Genomic DNA, 231 nt, shown 5'->3' on the forward strand with positions numbered 1-231 from the left:
GTTGAGTGTGGGGTGGGCCGATCGCGGGGTGTTGAACCTGGGGAATGCGGATGTGGGTGATTACAACCTGGGGAGTGGGAATGTGGGGGATGGGAATGTGGGGAGTGGGAACAGCGGGAGCGGTAATTTCGGGTTGGGGAATCAGGGGCACAATAATGTGGGTAGTGGGAATGTGGGGAGCGGGAATGTGGGCAGTGGTAATACCGGGGATGGGAACCGGGGGTGGGGGAA

The 231-nt window shown here is 60.2% G+C and carries 1 protein-coding gene; it reads left to right on the top strand.

The genetic code is table 11. The features are described from left to right. Positions 1-231, top strand: a 231-nt coding sequence (locus BST12_RS30290) for a pentapeptide repeat-containing protein (protein ID WP_211281453.1), incomplete at both ends; no start/stop codon positions are given.

Source organism: Mycobacterium angelicum, assembly GCF_002086155.1.
In the GTDB taxonomy this organism is placed as follows: domain Bacteria; phylum Actinomycetota; class Actinomycetes; order Mycobacteriales; family Mycobacteriaceae; genus Mycobacterium; species Mycobacterium angelicum.